Annotated in this window: 1 protein-coding gene and 1 pseudogene; both read right to left on the reverse strand. The window is 57.6% G+C overall.

Annotated elements, in window-relative coordinates; genetic code table 11:
* Positions 1-141: 141 nt before the first annotated feature.
* Positions 142-435: pseudogene (locus EKA13_RS27530) on the reverse strand (aldehyde dehydrogenase family protein); the annotation flags it as partial.
* Positions 436-449: 14 nt separating this feature from the next.
* Positions 450-627 (reverse strand): transposase (locus tag EKA13_RS27535; RefSeq protein WP_141685661.1); only part of this gene is annotated, 178 nt, incomplete at its 5' end.

Below are 627 nucleotides of genomic sequence, written 5' to 3' on the forward strand. Positions count from 1 at the left end.
AGGTTATTTCTGAATCCTGCCTGTGCGCCGGCGTGGGGCGGCAAGGCGGGCGATAAGGCAGCTGCAGTTGAGAGGCGTGAGGCACGTGTTCGGCAAGCCAGTGCGGCCTTCAATCTGTTGAAGGCCGCACCGTACACTGGGTTAGAAGAAGCCCAATGGGTTGATGTCGTAGCTCACCAGCAGGTTTTTGGTCTGTTGGTAGTGATCAAGCATCATTTTGTGGGTTTCACGACCCACGCCCGACTTCTTGTAGCCACCGAATGCGGCGTGTGCCGGGTACAGGTGGTAGCAGTTGGTCCACACGCGACCGGCCTTGATCCCTCGGCCCATGCGGTAAGCACGGTTGATGTCGCGAGTCCATACGCCCGCGCCCAGCCCGAACTCGGTGTCGTTGGCGATGGCCAGGGCTTCCGCCTCGTCCTTGAAGGTGGTGACGCGGCTCTTCGCATTTAAGGGTGTAGCTGATTTCTAAACCCTCCTGACTTCAGCAAGCACCTGGCTATGTAATTGGTTAAATTTCTAAAGCCCAAGGCGGTACCTCGTAAGTGCTCAAGTCGCCCGTTGATAGCTTCTGTTGGACCGTTGCTGGTTCCTGGCCGGTCGAAGTAGGCAAGGATGCTCTCAGCG

The organism is Pseudomonas defluvii, assembly GCF_001695625.1.
GTDB classification, from domain to species: Bacteria; Pseudomonadota; Gammaproteobacteria; order Pseudomonadales; family Pseudomonadaceae; genus Aquipseudomonas; species Aquipseudomonas defluvii.